At 65.8% G+C, this 23,797-nt stretch carries 23 protein-coding genes; 2 read left to right on the top strand and 21 right to left on the bottom strand.

Annotation, left to right across the window (positions count from 1 at the left end):
* Nucleotides 1–5: 5 nt before the first annotated feature.
* The 19 genes from QFZ36_RS02860 to QFZ36_RS02950 form a co-directional block, all read right to left on the bottom strand.
* The gene (locus QFZ36_RS02860) at nt 6–998 is read right to left on the bottom strand and encodes a 3-hydroxyacyl-CoA dehydrogenase family protein (protein ID WP_306633758.1); all 993 of its coding nucleotides are present in this window, start codon (nt 996–998) and stop codon (nt 6–8) included.
* Nucleotides 999–1,000: 2 nt separating this feature from the next.
* Entirely contained in the window at nt 1,001–1,483 is a 483-nt protein-coding gene (locus QFZ36_RS02865; protein WP_306633759.1) for a ribose-5-phosphate isomerase, read from the bottom strand.
* Complete coding sequence (gene dhaL, locus QFZ36_RS02870) at nt 1,480–3,237, bottom strand: dihydroxyacetone kinase subunit DhaL (RefSeq protein ID WP_306633761.1); 1,758 nt, start codon at nt 3,235–3,237, stop codon at nt 1,480–1,482. The genes QFZ36_RS02865 and dhaL overlap by 4 nt, the downstream gene beginning before the upstream one ends.
* A 59-nt stretch (nt 3,238–3,296) precedes the next feature.
* A complete protein-coding gene (locus QFZ36_RS02875) occupies nt 3,297–4,301 on the bottom strand; it encodes a sugar phosphate isomerase/epimerase family protein (RefSeq protein ID WP_306639063.1) in 1,005 nt (334 codons plus the stop codon).
* A gap of 149 nt (nt 4,302–4,450) precedes the next feature.
* Complete coding sequence (locus QFZ36_RS02880; RefSeq protein ID WP_306633764.1) at nt 4,451–5,179, bottom strand: GntR family transcriptional regulator; 729 nt, start codon at nt 5,177–5,179, stop codon at nt 4,451–4,453.
* A 137-nt stretch (nt 5,180–5,316) separates the two neighbouring features.
* Entirely contained in the window at nt 5,317–5,727 is a 411-nt protein-coding gene (gene nusB, locus QFZ36_RS02885) for a transcription antitermination factor NusB (RefSeq protein WP_079596206.1), read from the bottom strand.
* Entirely contained in the window at nt 5,727–6,290 is a 564-nt protein-coding gene (efp, locus tag QFZ36_RS02890; protein WP_142037103.1) for an elongation factor P, read from the bottom strand. The genes nusB and efp overlap by 1 nt, the downstream gene beginning before the upstream one ends.
* Before the next feature lie 172 nt (nt 6,291–6,462).
* Complete coding sequence (locus QFZ36_RS02895) at nt 6,463–6,981, bottom strand: tetratricopeptide repeat protein (RefSeq protein ID WP_306633771.1); 519 nt, start codon at nt 6,979–6,981, stop codon at nt 6,463–6,465.
* Complete coding sequence (aroB, locus tag QFZ36_RS02900; RefSeq protein ID WP_306633774.1) at nt 6,981–8,072, bottom strand: 3-dehydroquinate synthase; 1,092 nt, start codon at nt 8,070–8,072, stop codon at nt 6,981–6,983. Before aroB ends, QFZ36_RS02895 begins: the two co-directional genes overlap by 1 nt.
* Entirely contained in the window at nt 8,069–8,635 is a 567-nt protein-coding gene (locus QFZ36_RS02905) for a shikimate kinase (RefSeq protein ID WP_306633776.1), read from the bottom strand. Before QFZ36_RS02905 ends, aroB begins: the two co-directional genes overlap by 4 nt.
* Nucleotides 8,636–9,835 (bottom strand): chorismate synthase, encoded by a 1,200-nt coding sequence (gene aroC / locus QFZ36_RS02910; RefSeq protein ID WP_306633778.1) that lies wholly within the window; start codon nt 9,833–9,835, stop codon nt 8,636–8,638.
* A gap of 26 nt (nt 9,836–9,861) precedes the next feature.
* Nucleotides 9,862–10,722, bottom strand: coding sequence for a shikimate dehydrogenase (locus QFZ36_RS02915; protein WP_306633780.1), 861 nt, complete (start codon nt 10,720–10,722; stop codon nt 9,862–9,864).
* Complete coding sequence (gene mltG, locus QFZ36_RS02920; protein WP_306633782.1) at nt 10,719–12,449, bottom strand: endolytic transglycosylase MltG; 1,731 nt, start codon at nt 12,447–12,449, stop codon at nt 10,719–10,721. The genes QFZ36_RS02915 and mltG overlap by 4 nt, the downstream gene beginning before the upstream one ends.
* Complete coding sequence (ruvX, locus tag QFZ36_RS02925; protein WP_306633784.1) at nt 12,446–13,045, bottom strand: Holliday junction resolvase RuvX; 600 nt, start codon at nt 13,043–13,045, stop codon at nt 12,446–12,448. The genes mltG and ruvX overlap by 4 nt, the downstream gene beginning before the upstream one ends.
* Before the next feature lie 7 nt (nt 13,046–13,052).
* Entirely contained in the window at nt 13,053–15,731 is a 2,679-nt protein-coding gene (gene alaS, locus QFZ36_RS02930; RefSeq protein WP_306633786.1) for an alanine--tRNA ligase, read from the bottom strand.
* A 133-nt stretch (nt 15,732–15,864) separates the two neighbouring features.
* The gene (locus QFZ36_RS02935) at nt 15,865–16,107 is read right to left on the bottom strand and encodes a hypothetical protein (RefSeq protein WP_306633787.1); all 243 of its coding nucleotides are present in this window, start codon (nt 16,105–16,107) and stop codon (nt 15,865–15,867) included.
* Nucleotides 16,108–16,124: 17 nt separating this feature from the next.
* Nucleotides 16,125–16,499, bottom strand: a complete 375-nt coding sequence (locus QFZ36_RS02940; protein WP_306633788.1) for a DUF948 domain-containing protein — start codon at nt 16,497–16,499, stop codon at nt 16,125–16,127.
* Nucleotides 16,500–16,645: 146 nt separating this feature from the next.
* On the bottom strand, nt 16,646–17,272 hold the full coding sequence (gene rpsD, locus QFZ36_RS02945) for a 30S ribosomal protein S4 (RefSeq protein WP_306633790.1): 627 nt from the start codon (nt 17,270–17,272) through the stop codon (nt 16,646–16,648).
* Between the two features lie 171 nt (nt 17,273–17,443).
* Nucleotides 17,444–18,865, bottom strand: a complete 1,422-nt coding sequence (locus QFZ36_RS02950; protein WP_306633793.1) for a replication-associated recombination protein A — start codon at nt 18,863–18,865, stop codon at nt 17,444–17,446.
* Between the two features lie 65 nt (nt 18,866–18,930).
* On the opposite strand from QFZ36_RS02950, the gene QFZ36_RS02955 reads away from it, so the two are divergent.
* On the top strand, nt 18,931–19,605 hold the full coding sequence (locus tag QFZ36_RS02955; RefSeq protein ID WP_306633795.1) for an acVLRF1 family peptidyl-tRNA hydrolase: 675 nt from the start codon (nt 18,931–18,933) through the stop codon (nt 19,603–19,605).
* Nucleotides 19,606–19,670: 65 nt separating this feature from the next.
* Here the strand turns inward: QFZ36_RS02955 and QFZ36_RS02960 are convergent, their stop codons facing one another.
* A complete protein-coding gene (locus QFZ36_RS02960; protein ID WP_306633797.1) occupies nt 19,671–20,453 on the bottom strand; it encodes a GNAT family N-acetyltransferase in 783 nt (260 codons plus the stop codon).
* A 74-nt stretch (nt 20,454–20,527) separates the two neighbouring features.
* Nucleotides 20,528–22,306 carry an aspartate--tRNA ligase gene (aspS, locus tag QFZ36_RS02965; protein ID WP_306633798.1) on the bottom strand — a complete coding sequence of 593 codons (1,779 nt, stop codon included), beginning with the start codon at nt 22,304–22,306 and terminating at the stop codon, nt 20,528–20,530.
* Nucleotides 22,307–22,415: 109 nt separating this feature from the next.
* On the opposite strand from aspS, the gene QFZ36_RS02970 reads away from it, so the two are divergent.
* Entirely contained in the window at nt 22,416–23,654 is a 1,239-nt protein-coding gene (locus tag QFZ36_RS02970; protein ID WP_306633800.1) for an APC family permease, read from the top strand.
* Nucleotides 23,655–23,797 lie beyond the last annotated feature (143 nt).

Consider the following 23,797-nt stretch of genomic DNA (forward strand, 5'->3'; position numbering starts at 1 on the left):
AGGTGCTAGCTGATGGGCGCGGGGCCGAGGTCTTCAATGAGCTTTTGCATGGCGACATAGGCCTTGTTGCGGTAGGCGATCAGCTCGGGTGTGCGCTCTGCCGGGACGTTGAGGAAACCCGCTCCGGTCTTGGTGCCGAGTTTTCCGGCCTCCACCAGGTCGGTGAGGATCTTCGGCGTTGCGAAGCGCTCGGGGAAGTCGGTCTGCAGGGACTTGTAGCAGAAGTTGTACACGTCCAGCCCGGCCATGTCCGCAATCGCGAACGGTCCGAAGAAGGGCAACCGGAAGCCGAAGGTGGTGCGGACCAGGGTGTCCACGTCATCCGCCGTCGCGATGCCCTGCTCCACCAGCTGCGCGGCTTCGTGGAACAGCGCGTACTGCAGGCGGTTGAGCACGAAGCCGGTGACGTCCTTGACTACAGCTGTCTGCTTGCCCGCGGCATGGACCAGGTCGCGTACGATGCCGACAGTAGCTGCCGAGGTCCCGGCGTGCGGGATGATTTCCACGCCGGGGATGAACGGTGACGGGTTGGAGAAGTGCACGCCCAGGAACCGTTCCGGGTTTGTCACCGGCTCGGACAGTTCGGCGATGGAGATGGTGGAGGTGTTGGAGCCGATGATGGCGTCCGGCCTGGCGGCGGCGCTGATGCGGGCCAGGGTCTGGTGCTTGATGGCGATGACTTCGGGGACGGCTTCCTCGATGAAATCCGCGTCCGCCACGGCCTCCTCGATGTCCTTGGCGGCCCACAGGTTCTGCTTCAGGATTTCGGTGGAACCCTCCGGGAAAAGGCCGTCGGCAACAAACTGGTCCGATTCCGCGAGGAGTCGTTCATAGTTGCTTTGTGCCACCTCGGCCGACACGTCTGCGAGTGCCACTCGTGCCCCGCCGAGGGCCAGGACCTGGGCGATCCCGCCGCCCATGTAGCCGGACCCGACGACGGCGATCCTGCGGCCGCTGTTTGCATCCGCTGCGGCGGGGGTGCTTGTTGTTTCGCTCATGTTCAGACTGCCTTTGTGTAATCGGGTTCGTAGGAGCAGATGGCGTCCACCTTGGCGGCGGAGGCTGAGGTTTCGTCGAAACGGTAGTCAAGCCATTCGCCCACCAGTTTCTTGGCCAGTTCAAGGCCGATGACGCGCTGGCCCATGGTGAGGACCTGGGCGTTGTTGCTCAGGACGGAGCGCTCAACGGAGTATCCGTCGTGGGCGGTGACAGCACGAATGCCGGGCACCTTGTTGGCGGCGATGGCGACGCCCAGACCGGTGCCGCAGATCAGCAGGGCACGGTCCGCCTCGCCCTCGGCCACTTTCCGGGCAGCATCGACGGCGACATGCGGGTACGCGGTCGTGTCGTTCGCACCGACGCCGACGTCCAGGACGGACGCCACGCGCCCATCTGCCTCCAGCAGCGCCTTCAACGCATCTTTGTATTCAACACCGGCTTCGTCGTTGCCGACGACGATGCGCCAGCCTTCGTTTGTGGTCATGCTGGGACTCCGTTTCCGGCCGCAGCGGCCAGGTCTGAATCGGCGGTCAGTTGTAAATCGATGTAGTGCGAGATCCGGGCGGCGATCAGTCCGAAGGAGACAGCACCGGGATCGGGGTGGCCGAGGCTCTTTTCCGCCAGCGGGCGCGCCCTGCCCTTCAGGGGCCGCAGCCCGGCCGTCCGGGATGCCGCGGACTCAGCTGCCGCGGCGGCTGCCGCCAAGGCCCTGTCGACGGGAGCTCCGCCCTTGAGCTCTGCCAGGAATGCGTCCCGGAACGGAAGCAGTGCGTCCACCATCGTTTTGTCCCCGGCGTCGGCCTTGCCGAGTTCGGTGATTGCGCCGGCGAAGGCCTTCACCGCGGCGGCCGCGTCGGAGGCGTTGTAGCTTTCCTTATTGCCGAGTGCATGGCCGGTTGCGATGACGGCGGAGCCCCAGAGTGCGCCGGAGGTACCACCAGCGCGTTCACTCCAGGCCTCCCCGGCAACGGCCAGGATCCGGGCCACCGATGAACCGGACGCAGCTTCGGCCGCTGCGGCCGCGGCCTCCACACCGCGCCGCATTCCGATGCCGTGGTCACCATCCCCTGCGATTGCGTCCAGCTTGCCGAGTTCCTCTTCATGCTCGACGACGACGTCCCGCACCTGGGCGAGGACCCCCACGGCTTGCCGGCCGAGCTCCGCCGCTGCGGGGGCGGGCTGTTCGACATCGGCCGTTTCGGCGTCGTCGATCTCCGCCTTGGCGCGGGGTGCCCGCGGCGTCATGCTCCCCTTGCGGAAAGCCGCCGTGTCGGCGGGAGCGGCCCAGTACTGTTCGAGTTCCCCGTCCAGCCAGAGCAGGGTGAGGGACAGCCCGGACATGTCCAGGCTGGTGACCAGCTCGCCGCACTCCGGTTCAACCACAGTCAGGCCGGCGGCGGTGAGGAGCTTTTCGATCTTTCCGAAGAGCAGGAACAGCTCGTCGTACTTCACTGTCCCCAAGCCGTTGACGATTGCCACTACGCGGTCGCCGGCGTCTTCCGGTTTGTCGTTGAGGAGCTTCGAGACCAGGAGTTCGGCGAGCTCTGAGGCGGTGGGCATGGGGTGCTCGGAGATTCCGGGCTCGCCGTGGATGCCCAGGCCCAGCGACATCTGGCCGGACGGGACGTGGAACAGCGGATCGCTGGCGCCGGGAAGCGTGCAGCCGTCAAACGCCACGCCGAGTGAACGCGTGCGGTGGTTGGTCTTGATGGCCAGCCGCTCGACGTCGTCAAGGTTCAGGCCTGCTTCCGCGGCAGCACCGGCGACCTTGAAAACCGTCAGGTCCCCGGCGATGCCGCGCCGTTTCTCGAGCTGGTCGATGGGTGCGCTGGCAATGTCGTCGGTCACGGTGACCGTGCGGGTTTCGATGCCCTCGGCGTTGAGCCGGAGCTGGGCCTGGCCGAAGTGCAGGACATCGCCGGCGTAGTTGCCGTAGCTGAGCAGCACCCCGCCACCGGCGTTCGCCGCCTTGGCCACGCGGTAGACCTGTCCGGCCGCGGGCGAGGCGAACATGTTGCCGCAGGCCGCAGCGGTGGCAAGGCCGGGGCCCACCAGGCCGGAGAAGGCGGGGTAATGTCCGGAACCGCCGCCTACCACCAGGGCCACCTGGCCGGCCGGAACTTCGGTGGAGCGGACCACTCCGCCGTCCACCCGGGCTACATATCCCCGGTTGGCTGCCACAAAGCCGTCGAGTGCTTCATCCGCAAAGTTGGCGGGGTTGTCAAAGATCTGGGTCATGGTTCCTCATTGAATCCTTGGTGGTGGAGCGGTATCCGGGTTCCAGCGCCCGGCTGCAGTCAGACGGTGCTGAGTTCAGGGGTGGACGGCTGCTGCCGCCCCTGGGCCACCTGGCTCCGGCCAAGTGCGTAGCCGTCCGTCTTCGGGAGCACATGGCGGCGCAGGTATTCCTGGTTGCTGGCGGTCACGCTGAGGCCGTCCCCGCCGTAGTGCTCGGTGCAGAGGATGCCCTGGAAGCCAACGGAGAGGGCAAGCTTGAAGGCCTCACGGTAGTTGATGAGGCCGTTTTCCATCGGAGCCGGCATCGTGACGTACACGTCGCGGGCCACGTCCTCGTCCCGGATGTAGTTCTTCATATGCCAGTAGTTGGAGTAGGGCAGGGTCTTCGCCACCATCTCGCGCCAGTCCTCGATGGGCCGGTGGAGCCGGATCAGGTTGCCGAGATCGGGGTTGAGTCCAACGTTGGCCAGCCCGATGTCCTGGACCAGCCGCACAGATGCATCCGCGGTGCCAAGGTAGGTGTCTTCGTACATTTCGAGCGAGAGGAGGATGCCTACCTCTGCGGCGTGCCGGCCAAGCTCGCGGAGGCGGGAGACTGCATTGTTCCACGCTTCCTTGTCCCCCACCGGATCCTTGTGACCTTCGACCGTCCAGAACCACAGCTGCTTTTGCTGCTCGGGCGTGATGGCCTGGTGGAGTCCGAATGACACAACCTCGCAGCCCAGTTCCGCAGCAGCATCGATGGTGCGGTGGCTGTAGGCAAGATTGGCTTCCCAGTTGCCTTCCTCGATGACGCTGCGGCGGATTGCAGAGATGACCGGTGTGCCGATGCCCACCTCTTCGGCTGTCTGCTTGAACTCGGCAAGGCGATCCTTGCCGAGGTCGCCCGGACGGACCCAACTGTCAGTGAGGTCCGCGTTCGCGAACCCCGCTTCTTTTACCTCAGTCAGCACTTCGGCCCATACGGAAGGTTCTGCCTCATTGACGTGCACTCCGGCGGCGTCGGTAGAGGGGAACTGCAGCAACGCTGCTGTGATCGGCCAGTTGTCTGCTGTATAGCTCAAGTGTCTGCTCATTTCGTGGATCGTCTTTCCTATAGGATTTACTATCGAGGAAATGTTGTCAAGATCACGTTGTTAGAGGAGGGTGTCGGAGAGGAGCGCCAGCCGTGCGGGGTGGTTTTTCGATTTCCGGGTTCAGGCTTGAGGCCGGTTCAACTTTCCGGGGCGGCGGCGATCGCCCTCGACCGCACTTGTTGAATGTGCGCCGCCATGGCTGCTTCTGCTTCACCGGGATCACCGGCGGAGATAGCCTTCAGGACGGCTTCATGCTCGGCTATGGCGCATTCCGCGTCAGTGATGCCTACTCCCCCGAAAAGCCGGAACCGCTGGACCTGGCCGCCGAGAGCCGAATACGCGGCTTCCATGAACTGGTTTCCGGTCTGCCGCGCAATGAGCTGGTGAAACCGCTCGTCGGCCTCCAGATAGTCTTTGAAGTCGGCGAAGGCCGGTCCCCGCGGAGCGGACTTCAAGTCCCGAACGGCCTTTTTCAGCTCCGCCAGGCCTCCTTTGTCCATGCGTTCGCAGGCAAGCCGGGCGTTGACCGGCTCGATGGCCAGCCTTGCCTCCATCAGTTCGGCAAAGTCCTCACGGGTGAAGACCGGGGCCACCCGGTAGCCTTTGAGCGCCACCCGGCGGACCATTCCGGTGTGCTCCAGCCGGGCAAGCGCTTCGCGGACCGGCGTCGGTGAAACGTCGAGGTCCCTGGCAGTTCCGTCGATGCTGACTACCGACCCCGGCGCCAGACGGCCATCCATGAGGGACGCCAGGAGCTCGGTGTAAACGTGATCAGCCAGCACCTGGCGGTTTACAGCGCGGCCGGAACGGCGGGAAGCCACCTGGTCCGGTGGAGTGGCATCAGTGCTGCCGGAGGCTTTCTGCATGGTTAAATCCTATAGGGTTGCCCGGATCTGCAGTTGACCGGCGATGACATAAACGGCGCTGACGCAAACGGCGATGGCACAAAAAAGCCCCGGCCGGGCTGACCCGGCCAGGGCTCCTTGATGTCGCTGTCCTGGGACTATGCCAGCAGGGAAGGCTTCAGCTGCTGCAGCCGGCCGAGCAGGCCGTTAATGAATTGCGGCGACTCGTCGGTGGAGAGCGTCTTGGCCAGCGCCACCGCTTCACTCACCGCCACGCCGTCCGGGACGTCGTCGTTGTACAGGAGCTCCCAGGTACCTATCCGCAGGATGATGCGGTCCACCGACGGCATCCGCTCAAGACTCCAGCCCTGCGAGTAGGTTTCGAGGAATTCGTCGATCGCAGCCTGCTGGGACAGCACGCCTTCAACGATTTCCAGGGTGTAGGGGTTGATGATCTGGTCTGTCTTCTCCCGGCGCGCACGAAGCACGTCGAAAGCCGAAACCGAGCGCTGCTCGGCTTCGAAAAGGACATCCAGGGCCCTGTTTCGGGCTTTACCGCGGGCGCTCACTACTCGCTGACCCGGCCAAGGTAGCTGCCGTCGCGGGTGTCTACCTTGACTTTGGTGTTGTTCTCGATGAACAGCGGGACCTGGATCTCGTAGCCGGTTTCCAGGGTTGCGGGCTTGGTGCCGGCGGAGGAGCGGTCGCCCTGCAGGCCGGGCTCGGTGTAGGTGATTTCGAGGACAACGCTCGGCGGCAGCTCGATGTAGAGCGGGTTGCCCTCGTGGATGGCGATGTTGACCATCTGGTTCTCAAGCATGAAGTTGGTGGCGTCGCCAACGGTCGCACCGGAGACCGTGATCTGGTCGTAGTCGGAGGTGTCCATGAACACGAAGTCCGCGCCGTCCTGGTAGAGGTACTGGTAGTCGCGGCGGTCCACGGTGGCGGTCTCGATCTTGAGCCCGGCGTTGAACGTCTTGTCCACGACCTTGCCGGACATCACGTTGCGCATTTTGGTCCGCACGAAGGCGCCACCCTTGCCCGGCTTGACGTGCTGGAATTCGATAATGTTCCAGAGCTGGCCCTCAAGCTTCAGGACCGTTCCGTTCTTGATGTCGTTAGTGGTTGCCACTGGTTTCCTCTGGTTTCTTTGTCTGGGTCACGTTGTCAGACGTTGTATGCCGGGCGGGCACGCCAATCGGCTCGCCAGCGCGTGTTTGTCAAAAATCGGGTCTCGAAAAAATTCAAGTACCATTCTACCGGTAAATCGGGGGTGCCCCGGGTATGGTGTCCGCCGGAGGGCGTCAGCAGGCCAGGTCCAGCACGTCCCGGGCGCGCTGGAGGGCCACGGTGGAGGAGTAAATCAGGGCGGCATCAGCAGATTCGGCCACCCGCAAATCCAGGGCACGGGCAAAGGACTCAACGGCGGCCGAGGTCTGCCCGGCCGTGTATTGGGTCTTGCCCAGGAACTGCAGGACCAGTGCCTCACGGGGTGTCCCCTGTACTTCGACGAGCAGCTGCCGGAACAGCTCCACGGCCCGGTCCAGGCGGTTGGAAACCCGGAGCACTTCGGCTTCGAACGCCCGCAGTTTGAACGATTCGGGATCCTTGAAGCGCGCTTCGGCCAGCAGTTCGGCAGCTTCAGCGGCGTGCCCTTCGACCAGCAGGACAAAGATGTGGTCTGCCGGGTCGCTGGAGACCGCCAGAGCTTCCCGGCACGCGTCCTCGTTCACGATTTCCGGCAGCAGTGATTCGGGGTTGATGCGGATACCCGGGAACCCGGCCTCGGGCCAGTCCGTGGTGCCTTCCATGTCGCCCTGCATCAGGAAGCAATTTCCTGGTAGGCGGCGAACAGCAGCGACGTGTCCGGGACATCCAGGATCCCCGGCTTGGCCACGCCGTCAAGGACAACGAAACGCAGCAGGTCGCCGCGGGACTTCTTGTCCCGCCGCATGCCGTCGAGCAGGCCCTGCCAACGGTCCTTCCGGTAGGTGACCGGAAGCCCCAGCCCGTCCAGGATGCTGCGGTGCCGGTCGGCGTCGGCATCGTTGAGCCGCCCCACGCTGCGGGCAAGCTCGGCGGCGAACATCATGCCCACGGAAACAGCGGCCCCGTGGCGCCAGGAGTACCGCTCCACCAGTTCGATGGCGTGGCCCAGCGTGTGGCCGTAGTTCAGGATCTCGCGGAGGCCCGACTCTTTGAGGTCCTCCGAGACAACCTTCGCCTTCACGGCAATGGCCCGCTCGATGAGCTCGCGGAGGGCATCCGACTGCGGGTCCGCCACGGCTTCGGGGTCCTTCTCAACAAGGTCGAGGATGGCGGGGTCGGCGATGAATCCGCACTTGATGACTTCCGCCATTCCCGAGATGATCTCATTCCGGGGCAGGGTGTTCAGCGTATCCAGGTCTGCCAGGACGGCGGCCGGCGGGTGGAAGGCCCCCACCAGGTTCTTGCCTTCGGCAGTGTTGATGCCGGTTTTCCCGCCCACGGAGGCGTCCACCATGCCAAGCAGGCTGGTAGGCATGTGGATGACTTTGACGCCGCGGAGCCAGGTGGCGGCAACGAAGCCGGCAAGGTCGGTGACGGCTCCTCCCCCGACGGCGACAATCGCGTCGGAGCGGGTGAAATCGTTCTGCCCCAGGACCTGCCAGCAGAAGGCGGCCACCTGGATGTGCTTGCCTTCTTCGGCGTCGGGAATCTCCGCCGTCAGCGAGGTGAATCCGGCCGCGGCAAGCTCGTCACGGACGGTGTCGCCGGTGAGCCGGAGGGCGCGGGGATGGATGACCAGGACCCGCCGGACCCGCTCACCGAGCAGGCCGGGAAGGTCTCCGAGCAGTCCCCGCCCCACCACCACGTCGTAGTTGTTGGCGGCGGATTCGCCGGTGACCTTGATGACTGTTGATTCGGCGCTCACTTTTCAACTTCCTGTTTGGCAGCTGCGTAGTCCCGCAGTGCTGCTTCCAGTCGGCGTCCCAGCTCGGAAACCGAGCCGTGGCGCACGTCCAGGGTAATATCAGCCAGCCGCTCGTAAACCGGCTTGCGGGTGGCGAACATGGCTTTCCAGCGGCCCATCGCGTCCCCTGCGAGCAGCGGCCGCACCGAGTTCCGGGCGATGCGGCCGGCAACGGTGTCAGCGTCGCACTCGAGGTACACCACGGTGCAGCGGCCAATCAGCTGCTGCGTACCGGAATCGAGCACCGCGCCGCCGCCCAGGGAGATGACGGTGGTGGTGCCTTCTGCGGCTTCGACCACGTCGGCGACTGTCCGCGCCTCAATCTCGCGGAAAGCATGCTCGCCACGGCCGGCGAAGATATCTGCGATGGATCCGTGGGCAGCGACGATGACGGCGTCGGTGTCCACGAACGGGGCACCGAGCTGCTGGGCGAGCTGGTGACCGATGGCGGATTTGCCGACGGCCATGGGCCCGATGAGAACCACCGGACGGCCCGCGGAAAGGGTGTTGTTGCGGTGCGGCACTTACTGGCCGATCGAGTCCAGGGACGCCGGGATGTTGTCCAGGTAACCCTTGATGTTCCGTGCGGTTTCCGCCACGGAGTCGCCGCCGAACTTTTCGCTGACAGCCTCCGCCAGGACCAGCGCCACCATGGCTTCAGCCACAACGCCGGCGGCTGGTACGGCACAGACGTCGGAGCGCTGGTGGTGGGCCTTGGCAGCCTCGCCGGTGCTGACGTCGATGGTCTTCAGGGCGCGGGGCACAGTGGCGATGGGCTTCATGGCTGCGCGGACACGGAGCACGTCACCGATGCTCATGCCGCCCTCAATGCCGCCGGCCCGGTTGCTGGTGCGGATGATGCGGCCGTCGGCGTCCTTGACGATTTCGTCATGGGCCGCGGAGCCGCGGCGTGCGGCGGTGAGGAATCCGTCGCCGACTTCCACGCCCTTGATCGCCTGGATGCCCATCAGGGCGGCGGCCAGCCTGCCGTCAAGCCTGCGGTCCCAGTGGACATAGCTTCCCAGTCCCGGCGGGAGTCCGTAGGCGAGGACCTCAACAACGCCGCCCAGGGTTTCGCCCTCCTTATGGGCTGCATCTACCTCGGCCACCATAGCGTCGGAGGTTTCGCGGTCGAAGCAGCGCAGCGGGTCAGCGTCCAGGGCCAGCACATTGGCCGGTACTGGCAGCGGGCGTCCCTCAGGAACAGTGACACTGGCGATGGACACTGTGTGGCTGACGAGTTCTATCCCGAGATGCTTCAGGAAACGGGCCGCAACGGTGCCGAGGGCCACGCGGGTGGCGGTTTCGCGGGCGCTGGCGCGTTCCAGGACGGGGCGGGCTTCGTCGAACCCGTATTTCTGCATCCCGGTGAAGTCGGCATGGCCGGGGCGGGGCCGCGTCAGGGGCGCGTTGCGGGCCTGGTCGGCGAGTATTTCAGCGTCAACGGGATCGGAAGACATGATCTGCTCCCATTTGGGCCATTCGGTGTTGCCTACCTGGATGGCCACGGGACCGCCCTGCGTGATTCCGTGCCGCACGCCGCCCAGGATGGTCACCACGTCCTGTTCGAACTTCATGCGTGCGCCGCGTCCGTAGCCCAGGCGCCGGCGGGCCAGTGAATCGGCAATGTGCCCGCTGGTGATTTCCACACCGGCGGGGACGCCTTCAATAATTCCCATCAGAGCCGGACCATGGGATTCACCGGCAGTCAACCAACGCAACATATTTTCCATCCTGCCACGTATGGCGGTTACAACGCCCGTCGGGGAAGGCCGACTGCGTCACACATCACATCTATGACGGATGCGTTAACTTCCTCTTCGAGCCGGCTGAACAGGCGGACCTGTTCCACGGCCTGGTACAGCAACATTTCAAGACCGGGCACTACGGCGCCGCCGCCGGCCTGCCAGACGGACGCGATCAGGCTGGGCCAGGGATCGTAGGCCACATCCAGTAAAACACCGGGCGTGGGGGTCTTCAGGGCGGCGATTTCGGCGGCCAGCCCGTCGGCAGCGCGCGGCGGCAGGGTGGAGATGACGACGTCGGCAGCAGCCGTGGGTGCCGCGGCTTCCGTCATGGGCTGCACGTCCACGACGATGCCAAGGCTGTCCGCAGCGTTACGGACATCCGCGGCGCGTGCAGGATCGCGCACGAAGATGCGGGCCGAACCCGCGCCGAGTTCCTTCAGGGCCGCCACGGCGGCTGCCGCCGTTCCGCCCGCACCGAGGACCACGGGTGCTTCCGGTGTGCGGGCGCCCGCGTGCCGGACCGCGTTTACGATTCCGGCAACATCCGTATTGGATCCGACGGTCCGGAAGCCGCTCCCGTGCTGTTCGAAGGACACCGTGTTCACAACACCCAGGGTCCGGGCCACGCCGCGGACCTCATCCACCTGAGCCACCATGGCCGCCTTCAAGGGCATGGTGACGGACAGTCCGCGCCAGCCCGGCTGGTCCCGGACCTGGCGCATCAGCGACGGCAACAGTTCCTCGGTGACGTCAATGGCCGTGTAGCTGATGCCGACGCCCAGCCTGCTGTACGCCGCGTGATGCAGCGCCGGCGATTTGGAGTGGCTGATCGGGTGGCCCAGGACGGCTGCCCGAAGACTCATGTGCAGCGGCCGACGTTTGCCGTGCACCAGGCGTTGTACTGCTCAACGTAGCCGTTGTGCTCCGCCAGGGTGCGGGAGAACTTCGTCTCCTTGGTGTCGAGGTTGACGGTCACCCAGTACAGGTAATCGTTGGCCTTCGGCCTGGCGGCAGCATCGATGGCCGTTTTGCCCGGCGAACCGATGGGGCCAGGGGGCAGGCCGGGGTTGGCATAGGTGTTGTAAGGGTTCGACTTGTCCTGACGCTGCTCGTCCGTGAAGTTGAAGCTCCTGGTGCCAAGGCCATAGGTCACGGCCGAGTCCACCTGCAGGAACCCGCCGGTCTGGTCATTGGGCTTCAGCCGGTTGTAGATGGCACCGGCCACGTCGCCGTAGTCCGCCTGGCCGCCCTCTGCCTGGACGATGCTGGCGACAACCACGGCTTCGTACTGTTTGGCCGGATCGGTAATGCCCTGCGAGACAAGCTCGTCAACGGTGGTTTTCACCAGAGACTGAAGGATGTCCTTCGCGGACGTGCCGAGCGGGTAGCGGTGCTCCCCCGGCGCCAGGAACCCTTCCAGGTTCTTTGCGCTGGCGGGCAGTCCGAACTCGGCCGGCTGGTCGCTGAGGGCCTTCAGGTCCTGGATGGAGACTCCGGATCCTTCCGAGATGGCCTGGAGTGACTCGCCAATACGGAGCCCGGCACTGAGGGCAAAGTAGATGACCTTGGTCTTGTCTTTGCCGAGCAGCACGTTCACGGCGTCGCTGTTCTTCATCTCGGTTTTGAAGGTGTAGTCGCCCGGGGCGAGCGTCCCCCCGGAGGCGGTGAACGCCTGCAGGAAGGTATCGGCGTTCGCGACCACGTGTTGGCTTTCCAGGGCGCTGGCCACCGCTCGCGTGCCTTCGCCATTTTGGACGGTCACCACAACTTCCCCCGTTCCGGGGCCCGGGAAATCGCTGGGCTTGTCATTGCCCAGCAGGGGCTTGAGGAACTGTGCGCCAACCGCGACTGCAGTGACAAAAACTGCAAGGGTCAGAAACAGCGCCAGCAGCCTGCGGCGCCGACGGACCTTTTTGGACGGCTTGGCCACTACCGTTGCGGCCGCAGGGCCGGGCAGGAACTCGTGGTGCCCGTCGTCGTGCCCGTCGTCATAGTGCGCATTCTCGTAGTGCCCCTGGCCGTAATGCCCGTCGTGATGAAGGGTCTCGTCATGAGGCAGGCCCTCGTGGTGGCCGTGACCCTCTGCATAGTGGACGCCGCCGTCGTAGTGCATGTCCGCTGCGTGCTGGTGCCCGGCCAGGGCCGGCTCGTAGGAAGCGTGGACGTCCTCGTGAGGAATCGCCTCATGAAGCTGGGTAGCAGGCGCATCCGACGCGTGGGTGTGGTGATGTACGTCGGCTTCCACCGGCTGCTCAAAGGAATGCGGAGCGGACTGCGGCTCATCCTGATGGACATCCTGGATGGACGGCGGTGCTGCCGGAGCGGCCGGAACGGGCTGCTCTTCGGGGACCGGAGGAGCCGAGGCGGGCTCTTCGCGAGCCGGAGGGGCCACCGCGGCCGGCGGCTCGGCGGGTACGGGCGGCACGTCGTGTCCTGTTTCGTACGCCTGTTCGTACGCCTGCTCAGGGACGGTGCCCTGAAGCCCGGTGTTCGAGGTCTTCTCCCGCGCCCGGATTTCCTTGCGGGTCAGCGGCCTCGCTGCCCCGGCGTCCAAGGGGCCGGAAGCGTCGTCAATGTTGGCAGGGCTCACTGTTGCCTTCCATTATCTGGAGATCGGTGCGTGGCCTCCGGGGCGACGCGGACAGAGTTATCCACCTCGTTGGCCCCCGGATCCACGGAAGGGGAGGGCGCGGTTACGCGTCGGCCGACATCCGTTCCCCTGGCTTTCTGCATGTCGAGGGCGTGCTGAAGGATGCCTGCCGCCGCGACCTGATCAACTACTTTACGGTGGTTCCTGCTGCTCATGCCAGCTTCATGGAGGTTCCGGTGCGCCGTGACGCTGCTCAGGCGCTCATCCACCAGGTTCACCGGGACGGCCAGAGCCCGCGCTGCCAGCTCTGCCGCCAACAGCCCGGCGTAGTCCGTGGCCATCCTCGCAGAGGCGTGCTCTTCACCCTTCATGGTGCGGGGCAGGCCAACGATGACCTGCACTGCACCAAGTTCCTGCACCAGGTTGGCGATGACCCGGATATCGGAGTTCTTTTTCGGGTTCCGGTCCAGCGTTTTGTAGGGAGTAGCCAGGATTGAGTCACGGTCGCAGATGGCCACACCCACCCGGACGGTGCCGACGTCGATCCCCAGTTTGACGCCTTGGGGGCTGCCGCCGGCCGCTGTTGGATTGGTCATCGGTGCCTTATCGCCGCGCGATGGCGTCCGCGACGGCTGCCAGTGCGGGGGCTACCTTGGTGGCGTCGGTTCCGCCGCCCTGGGCGACGTCGTCCTTGCCGCCCCCGCCGCCGCCGAGGATGCCTGCGGCGAGCCGGACCAGGGCGCCTGCCTTGACCCCGGCGTCCCGTGCAGCGTCGTTCGTGGCTACCAGGATCATCGGGCGGTCGTTGGCAACGCCGGCCACGGCCACGGTTGCCGCAGCCGAGCCCAGGCGGTTCCGGAGGTCCAGCGCGAGGCCGCGGAGGTCGTCCGCGCCGCTGATCTGGCCGGCATCATGCGCGATGACGCTGACGCCCGAGGCATCCTTGGCGCTGTTGACCAGCTGGGCCGCCGAAGCCGCCAGCTGTTCCTTGCGGAGGCGGTCCAGCTCCTTCTCCGTGGCCTTGAGCTTGGCCAGGGTGGCAGCGATCCTGTCGGCCAGCTGGCCGGACGGAACCTTGAGCATGTCCGTCAGTTCATTCACGAGGGCGCGCTCGGCGGCAAGGTGGCGGAAGGCGTCCATGCCGACGAAAGCCTCCACGCGGCGGTTTCCGGAGCCAACGGACTGTTCGCCCAGCAGGGAGAGGCTGCCGATCAGTGAGGTGTTGGCCACATGCGTACCGCCGCAGAGCTCACGGGACCACGCGCCGTCGATTTCCACAACACGCACTTCGCTGCCGTAGTTCTCGCCGAAGAGGGCCATGGCGCCCAGGGCCTTGGCCTCGGCAAGTCCCATCACCTTGGTTTCCACGGAGAAGTTGTTGCGGATGGCGAGGTTGGAGACCTCTTCGATTTCGGAGCGGGTTGCCGTGCTCAGGCCCTCGCCCCAGGCGAAGTCGAAGCGCAGGTAGCCGGCCTTGTTGAAGGACCCGCGCTGGGTGGCTTCCGGCCCGAGGATCTGGTGCAGCGCCGCGTGCACGATGTGCGTGCCGGTATGCGCCTGCTCGGCGGCATGGCGGCGTTCGCGGTCGACGGCGGCCCGGACCAGTGAGTCGGCGCCGATCTCGCCTTCCCGGACAATCGCCTTGTGCACGCTCAGGCCCTTCAGCGGGCGCTGCACGTCGAGGACCTCGACGACGAAACCGTCACCGGTGATCAGCCCGGTATCAGCCGCCTGGCCGCCGGCTTCTGCATAGAACGGGGTCTCGGCGAGCACCAGTTCGATCTCGTCCCCCGTGGAGGCCTGCTGTACCGGCCGTCCTCCGGTGAGGATGCCGCGGACGCGCGATTCGCCGTCGAGCTCCGTGTACCCGGTGAAGACCGTCTCGCCCTGGCCGAGCAGTTCCTGGAACGCGCTGAGGTCCGCATGGCCGCCCTTCTTGCCCTTGGCGTCGGCCTGGGCGCGCTGGCGCTGCTCCTGCATCAGGCTGCGGAAGGCAGCCTCATCCACCTTGAGCCCGGCTTCCTCAGCCATTTCCAGCGTGAGGTCGATCGGGAACCCGTAGGTGTCGTGGAGGGTGAAAGCGTCGGCGCCGGACAGCGGCTTGTTGGCGGCCTTGGATTCCTTGACGGCGTCCTCGAGGCGGGCAGTGCCGGAGGCGATGGTGCGCAGGAAGGCCTTCTCTTCGGCATAGGCAATCCGGCTGATCCGGGCGAAGTCGGTTTCGACCACGGGGTAGACGCCCTTCATGGCGTCCCGGGAGGCGGGCAGCAGCTCCGGCAGGCAGGCCTGCTCGACGCCCAGGAGCCGCATGGAACGCACGGCACGGCGGATGAGCCGGCGCAGGACGTAGCCGCGGCCCTCGTTGGAGGGGGTCACGCCGTCGGAAATCAGCATCAGGGCCGAGCGGATGTGGTCGGCCACCACGCGCATGCGCACATCGTCAGTGTGGTGGGGATCGTCCGGAGTCTCGGCGGATGTGTATTCCCTGCCGGAGAGCGCGGCCGCCCTGTCGATGACGGGACGGACCTGGTCCGTCTCGTACATGTTCTCGACACCCTGCAGGATCATGGCGAGGCGCTCCATGCCCAGGCCGGTGTCGATGTTGCGCTTGGGCAGCTCGCCCACAACATCGAAGTCTTCCTTCGAACGGACGTTCTCGATCTGGTACTGCATAAACACGAGGTTCCAGATTTCGATGTACCGGGTCTCGTCCGCCAGCGGCCCGCCCTCAACACCGTAAGCGGGGCCGCGGTCGTAGTAGATCTCGGAGCAGGGACCGGCCGGCCCCGGCTGGCCAGTGTGCCAGTAGTTGTCCGACTTGCCCATCTTCTGGATGCGTTCGGCGGGAACGCCGGTGTTCTTCAGCCAGAGGTCCTTGGCTTCGTCGTCCTCTTCGTAGACGGTCACCCACAGCAGTTCCGGCGCGAGGCCGTAGCCGCCGTCGTCAACACTCTTGGTGAGCAGTTCCCAGGCGAACCTGATGGCGTCTTCCTTGAAGTAGTCGCCGAAGGAGAAGTTGCCGCACATCTGGAAGAAGGTGCCGTGCCGTGCGGTTTTGCCCACTTCCTCGATGTCGCCGGTGCGGATGCATTTCTGCACGCTGGTGGCGCGGGAGTAGGGCGGTTCCTCGCGGGCTGTGAGGTAGGGAATGAACGGAACCATGCCGGCAACCGTGAACAGCAGCGAGGGGTCGCTGGAGACCAGCGATGCGGAGGGAACCGCCGTGTGGCCCTTGCTGACAAAAAAGTCCACCCAGCGCTTTGTGATCTCCTGCGACTTCATGAGCTGTTTACTTACCCTTCTTGGTCCACGCCGATGCGCGGAAGTTCGTTCACTTGGCAGTTCCGTGGGGACCGTTGCTGCCGGTTGGTTCTAAAGTGCTGCGGCCGGACCCGCTGCCTGGTTGGTTGCCGGGTCAGCGCCGGGCGGGCTCCCCGGAGTCCACCCCGAGGGCGGCACGGAGATCGGTTTCCCGCTCGCGCATGCCCTCACGGAGGGCGTCGGCAAAGTCGTAGATGCCGTCGGTGAGCCGGCCCACTGCCCGGTTGAGGCCCTGGGGGCCGAGCGTGGACTGCATGCTGGCCTGCGCTTCAGTCACTTTACGGAAGGCGATGACACCGATGGCCACGCCGATTCCCATCCAGACAAGTCGTTTCATTTCAGGTTCTCCGGGGTTCAGCGGCTGCGGCGGCCGGCAGCGGGTTTCTTGCGGTTGGCCAGTGCGGTGCGGACGCCGTAGCTGAACGCTGCCACCTTAATGAGCGGCGAGCCCACGGTCGCGGCAATCAAAGAGGACAAAGCGGACAGGTTCGCCGAGGCATCCGAGACGTTGGACGAGATGCCGTCCACCTTTTTCAGCTGCTGGTTGGTGGTGGACACGGTAGCGGTGACCTCGTCCATCAGGGGCGTGGCGCCGTCGCTCAGTGACCTGATGGACGTACGCACCTCGTCCAGGACTTTGCCCAGCTTCAGGATGGGCACTGCCAGCAGCAGCACCAGGAGCGCAAACACTCCGGCAGCGATCAGGCCGGCAATATCGCCACCAGACATAGACGTTTCATCTCCTCGAAATTCTGTGGTTCATGCCATCGGCGGATGCTTCGTGAAGCCCATTGCCGCAGATGTCCCCCAAGTACCTTACATACAAAGAAGCCCGCGGCGCTTGCCACGGGCTTCTTTGGATACGCTGCTGGGATTTAGCGTGCGTAGAATTCGACGACGAGCTGCTCTTCGCAGGTCACCGGGATCTCGGTGCGCTTGGGGCGGCGGACCAGGCGTGCCTGGAGGGCCTCCAGCTTGACGTCCAGGTAAGCGGGAACGGTGGGCAGGACGTCGCGGTGGGCGCCTGCTGCTGCAACCTGGAGCGGAACCATGGTTTCGCTGCGGCTGTGGACGTGGACCAGCTGGCCCTCGCCGACGCGGAACGACGGGCGGTCAACGCGGATGCCGTCAACCAGGATGTGGCGGTGCACAACCAGCTGGCGGGCCTGGGCGATGGTGCGGGCGAAGCCGGCACGCAGGACCAGGGCGTCAAGACGCATTTCGAGCAGTTCGATGAGGTTTTCACCGGTCAGGCCCTTGGTGCGGCGGGCCTCTTCGAAGGCACGGGTCATCTGTGCTTCGCGGATACCGTACTGGGCGCGCAGGCGCTGCTTTTCGCGCAGACGTACGGCGTAGTCGGAGTCCTGCTTCTTGCGGGCACGGCCATGCTCACCGGGGCCGTACGGGCGGCGCTCCATGTACTTGGCGGCCTTGGGGGTCAGAGCGATGCCGAGGGACCGCGAGAGGCGGGCCTGACGGCGAGCACGAGTGTTGTTAGCCACTTGTGTCCTTCCAATATCTGCGGTGTGTCAGTGTTACTGGCCTCCACGATGGAGAGCATCGGCCAACCGCTGCCTTTTGCTACTGGGCGCAGGGCACAACCTTCTCAACGTAAAATTGGGGAGGTTGTGGGTCCGCGCCTTGCCAGACAAACATCCATCCTACCATGGTGGTCACGTGCCCCGGACAATCTTCCGCAGCCGCTCCAGCCGAACGGCGATGTCCCGTTCGGCGCCGTTGGCGGTGGGCTGGTAGTAGTCCCTCCCCACGAGGTCGTCAGGCGGGTACTGCTGGGCGGCCACTCCGTGCGGGGCGTCGTGGGCGTACTTGTAGCCCACGCCGTGGCCCAGCTGTTTGGAACCCGGGTAATGTGCGTCCCTCAGGTGCGCCGGAATGCCGTTGCCCAGCCCTGCCCGAACGTCTGCGGTGGCCTTGTTGATGCCCATGTACGCGGCGTTGGACTTCGGCGCCGTGGCCAGGTGCACCACGGCCTCGGCCAGGATGATCCGCCCCTCCGGCATTCCGATCAGCTGCACCGCCTGCGCCGCGGCCACTGCCGTTTGCAGGGCGGTGGGATCAGCCATCCCCACATCCTCGGCGGCCGAGATCATGATCCTTCGGGCCACGAAGCGCGGGTCCTCCCCCGCTTCAAGCATCCGGGCCAGGTAGTGGAGCGCGGCGTCCACATCAGACCCTCGGATGGACTTGATAAAGGCGCTGATGACGTCGTAGTGCTGGTCGCCTGCGCGGTCATAGCGCACGGCTGCAACGTCCAGCGCGCGTTCGGTGTGCTGAAGGTCGACGGCGACCGGCCCGTCTCCGGCATCGTCCGCGTCTCCGAACGCCACGCCTGCGGCCGCCTCCAAAGCGGTTAAGGCACGGCGCGCGTCCCCGCCGGACAGCCTGACCAGGTGGTCGAGCGCTTCCTCGCTGAGGTTTACCTTCCCGTTCAGGCCGCGGGGATCACTGACAGCGCGCTGCAGGAGTCCTTCAATATCCTCGTCCGTCAGCGGACGAAGGGTCAGCAGGAGTGAGCGGGACAGCAGCGGTGAGACCACGGAGAAGGAAGGGTTCTCCGTGGTTGCCGCGACCAGTACCACCCAACGGTTTTCCACGCCCGGCAACAGGGCATCCTGCTGCGCCTTGTTGAAACGGTGGATCTCGTCCAGGAACAGGACCGTAGTTGTTTTGTAGAGGTCGCGGGCGGTGAGCGCCTCGTCCATGACGCGCCGCACGTCCTTGACGCCGGCGGTAATGGCCGAGAGTTCCACGAACTTCCTCCCCGGCCCGCGGGCAATCACGTGCGCGAGGGTCGTTTTGCCGGTTCCCGGCGGGCCCCAGAGGATGAGCGAGGTGGGCCCCGCGGGGCCGGATGTGTCCGCTCCGGCCCCGGCGGCCAGCTGGCGGAGGGGCGATCCCTGCCCGAGGAGATGCTGCTGGCCCACTACCTCGTCCAGGGTACGGGGACGCATCCTGACGGCGAGGGGGCCGCGGGGGGAGGCTTTGCTTCCTCCCCCGGCAGTCCGGCCGGCGGTCGGCGCAACATCGTCGCCGTCGTCGTCATTACCGGGCCCTTGCCCGAAGAGATCATCCACATAGATAGGCTACTTCCAGTCGTTCGGCTTTCCCGCCGAAGCCGCCGCCCAGCGAAGGATGCCGCATGCCCGCACATACCGCCGCCGGAGGAGAGCGCAAGCCCTCCGTCCGTACGGCTTATGTTCCGGGCGGCCGCCTTCCTGGGTGGGCGGAGAGGTTCGGCGCTTCACACAACGGCTACCAGCTGAAAGATGACGACGACGGGCTGCACCTTCTGGCGGCCGACGGCGCCGAAGCGCTCCTTCAGGCTCCCTGGCCGGTGGACGGCCGCCCGGGCCGCGGCCGTGACGAACTTGAAAGGCTCTCATCCCTCGCGTCCCAGCCGCGCAGGCTGGGCCTTCTCCTGGTGCGGCGTGGCGGGTACGGCGTGGCGGTCGTGAATGAGGGCGTGGCCCTGGCGTCCAAGGTGGGCTCGACGTATGTGCAGTCCAGGACCGCCGCGGGCGGCCAGTCGCAGCAGCGGTTCGCGCGGCGCCGGTCCAACCAGGCGGACGCGCTGGTCGAAACTGTTGCTGAGCAGGCGCTCCGGGTGTTCACCGGCGGGTCATTCGAATATGTGGTTCCCGGCGGCGACAGGGCACTGGCGGGTCTTGTGCTGGACCACCCGGCCCTTGCCCGCTACGCCGGGCTCCCCCGGCTGGCCTACCTTGACGTCCCGGATCCTAAGGCCGCTGTGCTGCGGAAGGCCGCCGCCGATGCATGCGCTGTCCGGATCCAGGTGACCGACCCGCGCCCATAGTCATCCACAACCATGCATCCACATCTGGGACTCCGCCCTGGCAGGGCAGCCAGGTCAGCAACCGATCAGCAGCCGGTCAGCGCCCGGCGGGGTCTTTGCTGGCGGTAAAGGTAGCGGCCGGACTCCTCAAATCCGGCGCTGCCGTACAGCTGCCGGGCTGCCTGATTGGCCGCCGTAACCAGCAACCAAAAGTCGTCGAGGCCGCGGGCGGAGCCTTCGGACAGCAGCGCCTGGAGCACCGCTGACGCGTAACCACGCCTGCGCTGCGATGCAGACGTGGCCATGCAGTAGATCCCACCGGTCCCCTGCACCATGGCGAGGCGCCCGACGGCGGCGGGGACGCCGTCGTCGTCCCTTACCAACGCGTACACCGAGGGGCACCCGGTCAAGATGGCACGCACGATGTCCAGTTCCTCCGCGCCGCCGCGGCCGTCCACGCTCCACCACAGGGCCAGCCATTCGTCGTCGGGCTGGTCCAGGAGTTCAACGTTTGCAGATGCTGGGGGCAGGGGTTCAGTGCCTGCCGGCCAGGACAAAATAAGGGTCTCTGACTGCCGCGTGAAGCCCTGTTCGTCCAGGAAGTCGTTGAGGCCGGAGTTGGCATCCGTATCCGTTACCTGGAAGATCAGGGGCAGCCGCCGCTGCCGGTACCACTGAACCGCCTCGCGGAGTGCCTCATCGGGCTTCCCGGTACTGTTCCGCGGCCACACCGAATTAGCGCGTTGGGTAACTCCGGCCGCAGCGCGGAGGACCCACTCCCCAGTGTCGTGGCGCTCCAGGGAAGGCCAGGCAGAATCCAGCAGCGGCTCGTAGGCGCAGGCTTGTCGACCCGCATGGATGGGGGACACGGGTTTCCTCCTCTGTAGTTAAGCCTGAAGGCCCTCCCTTGCAGGAGAGCCTTCAGGCCAAACGGGTTGAGGCTTTACTTGCCTTCTGCCGGCCTGGCTTCCGGTTTGAAGTCGACGCCGGCTTCCTTGCGCTGCTGCGGCGTGATGGGTGCCGGGGCAGCAGTGAGGGGGTCGTAGCCGTTGCCGGTCTTCGGGAAGGCGATAACGTCGCGGATGGACTCAACACCTGCCAGCAGTGCCACCACGCGGTCCCAGCCGAAGGCGATGCCGCCGTGCGGAGGGGCGCCGTACTTGAAGCCTTCCAGCAGGAAGCCAAACTTCGTCTGGGCATCTTCCCGGTCGAGGCCCATCAGTTCGAAGACCCGTTCCTGGACATCGCGCTCGTGGATACGGATGGAACCCCCGCCGATTTCGTTGCCGTTGCAGACGATGTCGTAGGCGTAGGACAGGGCAGACTCCGGGTCCTGGTCGAACGTGTCCAGGAACTCGGGCTTGGGCGAGGTGAAGGCGTGGTGCACGGCGGTCCACTTGCCACCACCGACGGCCACGTCACCTGACGCAACGGCTGCAGCTGCTGGTTCGAACATGGGCGCGTCCACGACCCAGCAGAAGGCCCAGGCGTTGGGGTCGATCAGGCCGGTGCGGTGGCCGATTTCGACGCGGGCAGCGCCGAGGAGGGCGCGGGCGGCAGACTTCTCACCGGCTGCGAAGAAGATGCAGTCGCCGGGCTTGGCGCCCACGGCGTCCGCCAGGCCTGCACGTTCGGTTTCCGTGAGGTTCTTGGCGACGGGACCTGCCAGCTCGCCGTCTTCCTTGAACAGGACGTACGCCAAGCCCTTGTGGCCGCGCTGCTTGGCGAACTCCTGCCAGCCGTCCAGGGTGCGGCGTGGCTGGGAGGCGCCGCCGGGCATCACCACGGCGCCGACGTAGGGTGCCTTGAAGACACCGAAGTTGGTGTCCTTGAAGAATTCGGTCAGCTCGGTGAGCTCCACGCCGAAGCGGAGGTCGGGCTTGTCCGAGCCGTACCGTGCCATGGCGTCCGCGTAGGTGATGCGCTGGATGGGGGTGGGGATCTCGACGTCAATCAGCTTCCACAGTGCCTTGACGATGTTTTCACCGAGGGCAATGATGTCGTCCTGGTCCACGAAGCTGGCTTCGATGTCCAGCTGGGTGAATTCCGGCTGACGGTCCGCGCGGAAGTCCTCATCGCGGTAGCAGCGTGCGATCTGGTAGTACTTCTCGAAGCCGCCCACCTGCAGGAGTTGCTTGAAAAGCTGCGGGGACTGCGGCAGGGCGTACCAGGAACCCGGGGCCAGGCGGGCGGGGACCACGAAGTCCCGGGCACCTTCCGGCGTCGAGCGTGTCAGAGTAGGGGTCTCAACCTCCACGAAGCCGTCCTGGTGCAGCAGCTCGCGGGCCACACGGTTGGCCTCTGAACGCAACCGCAGGTTGCGGGCGGGGCCGGGCCGGCGGAGGTCCAGGTAGCGGTGCTTCAGGCGTGCTTCCTCGCCCACTTCAACGTGCTCGTCGATCTGGAACGGAAGCGGCTCGGAGGTGTTGAGGATGACCACCTTGTCCGCCATGACTTCGATCTCGCCGGTGGCCAGCGCAGGGTTCTCGTTGCCCTCCGGCCGCTTCGAGACGGTGCCGGTGATCTGCAGAACGTACTCGTTGCGCAGGCCGTGGAAGACTTCTTCTTCGCGGACCACCACCTGGGCCACGCCGGAAGCATCGCGCAGGTCAACGAAGGCCACACCACCGTGATCACGACGCCGGCCCACCCAGCCAGCCAGGGTTACGGTTTGTCCAATGTGCTCGGAACGAAGGGATCCGAGGTCATGTGTGCGCAGCACAGCACGCCTTTCTGCGGGGTAACAGCGGGAAGATATACAGGAAGTTAAATAGGATCGATCCGGGAACGATCCCGTTCGAGTTTACCCGCTACCCAGGGACTGTCACCGCATGAGCGAACACCAGCAGCTGCAACGCAGGCTTGGCGCCTTCGACGCCACCACCATCGGCCTCGGGTCCATGCTGGGCGCAGGGGTCTTCGTGGTGTTCGCGCCGGCCGCCGCGCTGGCTGGAAACCTGCTGGTGGTGTCAGTGGTCCTCGCGGGGGCGGTGGCGTACTGCAACGCGGTGGCGTCCGCCGCACTCGCCGCAAAGTATCCCACCAGCGGAGGGACTTACGTTTACGGCCGCAAGCAGCTTGGCGAGTGGCCGGGCTTCCTGGCGGGGTGGGGCTTTGTTACCGGAAAGACCGCCTCCTGCGCCGCGATGGCGCTGACGTTCGGGAGCTATGTGGCCGGGAGTTACGCGGTACCGGTGGGCGTGGCGGCCGTCGTGGCTTTGACCGTGGTGAACCTGCTGGGAATCACCCGTACTGCCCTGTTGACGCGGATCCTGCTGTGCGTGGTGCTGGCCACGCTGGTGTTCGTTGGGGTGGCCGCGCTCGTTGGGCCTCATCCTTCCGCGGCGGGCAACGGCGCCCCGGGCGGGCTGGGGGGCATTCTTCCTGCCGCTGGCCTGCTGTTTTTCGCCTTCGCCGGGTACGCGCGGATCGCCACCCTGGGTGAGGAAGTCAAAGACCCTTCCCGCTCCATCCCGCGGGCCATCCTGGGCGCGCTGGCTTCGGCGTTCGCCATATACCTGGCGCTGGCGCTGCTGCTGCTTAACCACCTTCCTGGTGGCCGGCTTGCGGCAACGCCAACTCCGCTGCTGGAGGCCGTGCTGCAGTCGCAGTTTGCGGCGGGTGCGCCAGCGGTGCAGGCGGGCGCCGCGGCGGCGTGCCTGGGCGCACTCCTCGCCCTCATCACCGGCGTGGGCCGCACCACCCTGGCGATGGCACGGGAGCGCGACCTTCCCCGCCCGCTTGCCAGGATCGGCGGCAAGCACACGGTGCCCTGGGTTGCAGAAGTGACAGTGGCCGCCGTCGTCATCCTGCTTCTCCTGACCACCGACGTCATGACGGTGGTGGGCTTTTCCAGCTTCGGCGTGCTGCTGTACTACGCCGTGGCGAACGCCTCCGCCTACACCTTGAAGGCGCATCCAGGGTACGCGCCCAAGTGGCTGAACGCCGTGGGCTTCCTGGGGTGCCTTTTGCTGGCCTTCACACTTCCGGCTGCTTCTGTACTGGCCATGACGGCGGTCCTTGCGGCCGGCGTGGCGGGGCGCTGGCTGGTGCTGCGCTTCAGGAACTAGCGCCGACGGGCTCTGTGCGTACGACGGCGGCCTTGCCGGATGTCGCGGGAGCGCGCCTTTCGTCAGGGTTGGGGCGGTTATCTTCGGGTTATCCACATAGGGTGTGAGGGTTCGTGCCTATGGCTGGGCCTGCTGGAAGACTT

This window comes from Pseudarthrobacter siccitolerans (assembly GCF_030823375.1).
Taxonomy (GTDB): Bacteria; Actinomycetota; Actinomycetes; order Actinomycetales; family Micrococcaceae; genus Arthrobacter; species Arthrobacter siccitolerans_A.